Origin of the sequence: Mesonia phycicola (genome assembly GCF_900141885.1) — a bacterium.
In the GTDB taxonomy this organism is placed as follows: domain Bacteria; phylum Bacteroidota; class Bacteroidia; order Flavobacteriales; family Flavobacteriaceae; genus Mesonia; species Mesonia phycicola.
In genome coordinates this window covers 1-5,060 of record NZ_FQYY01000024.1, presented here as the reverse complement: position 1 = coordinate 5,060, position 5,060 = coordinate 1, and the positions used below count along the sequence as shown (strand labels likewise).

The 5,060-nt window shown below is 29.1% G+C and carries 7 protein-coding genes; all 7 read right to left on the bottom strand.

Annotated features, from left to right (window positions below):
- Positions 1-272: helix-turn-helix domain-containing protein (locus BUC03_RS14780; protein WP_317041181.1), on the bottom strand; the 272-nt coding region annotated here is incomplete at its 3' end.
- A 217-nt stretch (positions 273-489) separates the two neighbouring features.
- Positions 490-1,320 carry a DUF7738 domain-containing protein gene (locus BUC03_RS14775; RefSeq protein ID WP_073153843.1) on the bottom strand — a complete coding sequence of 277 codons (831 nt, stop codon included), beginning with the start codon at positions 1,318-1,320 and terminating at the stop codon, positions 490-492.
- 159 nt (positions 1,321-1,479) lie between these two features.
- On the bottom strand, positions 1,480-1,938 hold the full coding sequence (locus BUC03_RS14770) for a hypothetical protein (RefSeq protein ID WP_073153840.1): 459 nt from the start codon (positions 1,936-1,938) through the stop codon (positions 1,480-1,482).
- Positions 1,939-2,101: 163 nt separating this feature from the next.
- Positions 2,102-2,629 carry a MepB family protein gene (locus tag BUC03_RS14765; RefSeq protein WP_317041179.1) on the bottom strand — a complete coding sequence of 176 codons (528 nt, stop codon included), beginning with the start codon at positions 2,627-2,629 and terminating at the stop codon, positions 2,102-2,104.
- A gap of 166 nt (positions 2,630-2,795) precedes the next feature.
- Positions 2,796-3,968, bottom strand: coding sequence for a hypothetical protein (locus tag BUC03_RS14760; RefSeq protein ID WP_073153838.1), 1,173 nt, complete (start codon positions 3,966-3,968; stop codon positions 2,796-2,798).
- A 171-nt stretch (positions 3,969-4,139) separates the two neighbouring features.
- The gene (locus tag BUC03_RS14755; protein WP_073153835.1) at positions 4,140-4,682 is read right to left on the bottom strand and encodes a TPM domain-containing protein; all 543 of its coding nucleotides are present in this window, start codon (positions 4,680-4,682) and stop codon (positions 4,140-4,142) included.
- A gap of 53 nt (positions 4,683-4,735) precedes the next feature.
- Positions 4,736-5,060: integrase core domain-containing protein (locus tag BUC03_RS14750; RefSeq protein WP_143159219.1), on the bottom strand; the 325-nt coding region annotated here is incomplete at its 5' end.

Here is a 5,060-nt window from a genome sequence, read left to right as displayed (position 1 = left end):
TCTTGTTGAAAGTCTTTTTGAAACTCCAGTTCTTCAATCTTTTCCTTTAACTTTTTAATTTCGTCGTTTTTACTCATACCATTATTTTGTTGCACTAAGGTACTGTATTTTCTTAACCAATAGGAAATAGTTGTTCTGGGGACATCATATTTTTTGGAGGCCTGATTGTTAGAAATATGTCCTGTAAGAATTTGGTCAACGACTAAAAGTTTAGTCTCTAAAGTTACTTTTTGGTAGCTTTTTTTTCGCCAGTGTTCATTTTGTGTTTTCATAAGTGACTATAATTAATGGTTTAATTTTTAGTCAACCTATTTCAGGAAAGTTCATTTCTTAAATGACGCACAACGGTCTTGTATAATTACCCAGCTAAGGGAATTTGGAAACTAAAGATAGTAAAAAGAACTGACTTTGACGCGTGAGCGTCTGTGTCCGCAGGACACAAAACCTTAGTTGGAATTATACGTTGTTAGCAATAGTTATTTTAAATAATTAATATACTTTAATAAACTCAACTTCATTATTTGAAACCATGATTGAAATAAATTTATTTTTGGAGTTGTCAGATATAAAAAGTCCATTTATGTTTTTATTTATCATACCATAATTTGGATCTTCTTTAAATTTATTATTTTCTAAAAACTCATATAACGAATTAGGATCCATAGTTGCAATTTTATAAAGGTCAAATTCATAGTGAAATGGTTCTATATTCTTAGATTTTAGTTTTTTATTAAAAGTTGAAATATTATCATTAAAATCAAACCGAATACCATTTATAAAAAAGGGATTTTTAATAGTGTTCTTTGGATAGATATAACTGATGTTCTTTTCTTTTTCTATAATTTCAGTTATCATTTTTTCGTTTTCATTTTTAATTGAATCTGAGGCATAATCGTTTTGAACAAAAAAATTATTTTTAGTAATACTATTACTCTTCTTCTTATAAATATCTCTATAATGCGATTCTAATTTTTTAAAAAATAAATTCTCTTTACTTTTGTTTGAATCCGTACTATTCAAAAATAAATAAATTTCTTTGATTCTCCATTCATTCTGTTTGTCAGTTATAATTGAAATTCCTTTATCATCCCAAATATAAATGCTATCCAAGTTAGTAAAACCATCACTTCTTTGGTATTTGCCCAAAGTATTTACAGCACTTTGAATCTTATCACCAATTTTGAAGCTTTTATCATCTAACAAAATTAAATTAGAATTCAAGTTTAGTTCTGATTTTTCTTTGGGTAGACTAATATTTGATTTACAGGATGATAAAGAAACAATTAATATTATATAACAGAATTTTATAATTTTACTCATTAACTTTTTTATTAATTATTGCTAACGGTCTTGTATAATTTCCCAGCTAAGGGAATTTGAGAACTAAAGATAGTAAAAAGCATTGACTTTGACGCGTGAGCGTCTGTGTCCGCAGGACACAAAACCTTAGTTGGAATTATACGTTGTTGTAAAACGTTTTTATTTTCGGATTAATTCGGTTGGATTTATAAAGAAATTTTCTCTATTAATATTCTCATTAAAAAATTCTAAAAGTTCAGTTTGAGATTTGAATTCTTTATTTCTCAATTTTTCATTAACTTCATAAACCATAAGAGTGTTTCCCTTGACTTTAAAACCATAAAAAACATTTGTGATTTTGTTTTTGTAATCTGTTTTTAGATTCATAATTCCAAAACCCTTTATTGTTTTTGAGAAAGAAATTATTTCATCAATTTTTTCTTTGCTCTTAATCAGTAATTTATATGTTTTTTTTCCGTGTTCTATGATGGTAAGTTTTTCGTCATTTTCTTTCTCATTATACCATTCTCCAATTAATTCAGGATTAATATTTTCATCATTTGGCAAGCTGAATTTTGATTCCAAAGAGCAACTAATCACTAAAAATAAAATTATTAAACTTAAAGCGTATTTTTTCATAGGTTTTTGTTTTAAATGTTTTACAACGGACTCGTATAACCGTCAGTTTACGGGTTAAAGTACGTAAATTTTTCGGTTTAACACAGACCTTAGCAATTCCGAGTGGATTCGGACGTAGTCGAATCCGCCGTAATTGCGGTTATACATTGTTGTATGTAGTGCTTTATTTTCCATTATACAATTCGGTCACTTTTTGTAAATCAGTCGAACTGTTGATTTGATAAAAATAATTCAGTTGCCATTTTTGAGTACGTTCAGCTTGTTTGCTTTTCGGAATATCCCAATTTGGATAAACTCTAAATGCTCGTTTTCCCTCTTTCTTTTCAGTTGAGATAATTCCTTTTTTAATTAGTAGAGATTTAGGAAATACAAATTGTCCAAATTCATTTTCAGTCCGAACATTTACAGTGTAAAAATCAATTTGGTCATTTTCATCAAACGGTTCAATCGGACCATTTTCATTTCGTTTCCAAAACGTAACAAATTGTCCGACTTTTTTTTGTGTTATTTTGGCGTTTCTACTTAAAATATTCAGTTCGTTGAGTTGAAATCGACAAGCGTTATATTCTTTACTTTCAGCTTCGATTTTAAAATCCGAAATCTCAAGTGAGCACTTGTCATAAATTTCCGTTTTAATTTGGTTTAGATTTTTGTCCATTTGGAAAATTTGTGTCGGTATTTCAATTCTCATTGTCGCGTTTCGGGCATTACATACAACGGTCTTGTATAACAATCAGTTGCGGATTGGTTAAAAACTAAGATAGCTAAAATTACCGACTTTTATGCTTGCGCGGTTGTGTCCGCAGGACACAAAGCCGCAATTGTTGTTATACGGTGTTGGGCACAGTTATTTTTAATTAATTCTCAATTTCTAAAGCTTCATCAATCAATTTTAATCCGAACATCATCTCTTTCATTAAATCTTTTAGAGCAACTTCTGTATTTCTTTTGCTAGTATTAAATTTCAGGTTTATTGCTGGCCATTTGATAACTTCTTTCAACATATTTGCGGTGGCATTCATTGCATATTCCATAGAATCTCTATAAGCTAAAGTGTTACTTTCAATTTCATTTGTTTCACTGTTATTAAATGATCGTGATGCTAACAATAAATCAGAAGTTGTTTTCCCCACCTCTTTTAAATTTTCAGAGAAGTTAGGTAATTCTGAATTTATTTCATCATTAAATTCATCTAATTCTTTTGATAGACGATTAACAACCTTTTTGGCTTTTGATAATTTTAGCCTAGTGTCTTTAATATTGTTGGCTTGATTTATTTCAGCTGTCCCTTTTTTTAAATTATCTGTCAATTTATTTAGATAACCCGTTAAATTATTTAGATTACGAGTTGCTTTTTCAAAGCTTATATGTCCATTCTCATTTATATTAAATATGTCAATATCTTCAAAACCATCTTTTGTTGCATTTTCTATTTCATCTATTAAGGAAACAATATTTTGATATTTTCCATTATTGTCAGACGAATCTATTTTTGTCGGATTTTGAACTGATTTCTTTTCATCGATAAACTTATCTTTTATTAAACTTGATAAGTTTAACCGAAATAAAGTCTCAAACTTTTCAATGCTTTCGAATTCTTTGTATAGTATTTTATTAGAAAGCTCTTTTTTAAATTCCATCACTTGATTCAATTCTGAAGTATTTATAGAATTTAAGTTAATCGGAGTCGCTGTTTTAAAATAAATCAATTGTTGCTTTTCTTTATTTTCAATAGCTCTATTTATTTCTTCTACTGTTCCAGATTTATCCCGTTTGGTTGGTGTTCCTAATCTCATCCATAAGATACCAATTAAAATATCATATTCAATTTGATCATTAATAATTTCTTGACCATCTTCACCAATATCCGTATATGTATCCTCATTCCAATGGACAATTTGTATTACGAAATTACTTATTTTACCTATAGTTTTATTAATCTCTTTAACTATTACCTCAATAGAGTTTAATTCATCTTGAATATCTCCAGGACAAGATATGAATAGGTTTATTTCTTTAATTTCTTTCATTTGAATGCAGGATTATAGTTATAATTGTGCCCAACGGTCTCGTATAACCGTCAGTTACGGGATTAAAGATAATGTTTTTCAGTTAAGAACTGACGTTAGCAATTCCGAGTGGATTCGGACGTAGTCGAATCCGCCGTAATTGCGGTTATACATTGTTGTACACAGTACTTTTTATTTCCATTTTTCTATTAATTCAACCACTCCGTTTTTAATTCCGACATAGAAATTACCGTTTTTAAATTCTGGAATTATTGTTTGGTCAATTACTTTTTTACAGATTTCGTTTGTCAAAATCAGTTCAGTTCCAGTTCCAGTTGCAATTCCGATTTTTCTACAAGGATTGCACATAACAATTGTCAGTCCATTATTTTTTTCAGCGTTTCCAACTCCCCAATAATTACTTAAGTCAGTCGCAAATTTTTGAATATCGGAATAAGGTGAAATACTGTCAATTGTCACAACAACTATTTGTCGAGTTGTTTCAATGTTATAGTCATAAATAATATCTGAAAGTTCTTTCATCTCTAAAGGACTGAAAATACTATCATAATCGTTTATTATTTGACCTTTAAGTTTCGTTTCTCTGAACTTTTCAATAGTTGAGAAGTCAAATACGGAAATAGGTTTTTTTGTTTCAGTTTCTTGTGCTGAACTTTTGCAAGAAAGCAAATTCAGGGTCAGAAATAGGATTAATATTTTAGTTCCGATTTTCATTTTGTATTATACTGAAATAGGTTGACTCTTTTTTGATAACTATTCTGTGTTTTTTATATATAGAGTTGGTGTAAATTTACATTATTTTTTCGATAAGATCTGTATTCGATGTTCGGATTAAGATGTACTTCCGCTGGTTTTCTTAAGTTAAGGCTAAAATGTGCTCTAAGGTTATTATAGATATATACTGCTTGTTGTGTTAACTTTTGTGCTAATTCTGTGTTTTTAATAGTTTGTTTTAAACCGTATTCGTGTTTTAGTGTTCTGTTAATACGTTCAGCAACAGCGTTTTCGTAAGGGTCATATTGTTCAGTCATACTCATTGTAATATTATTATTTTCTGCAAACTGTGTGTATTTAGGGTTGCAGTACTGGAAG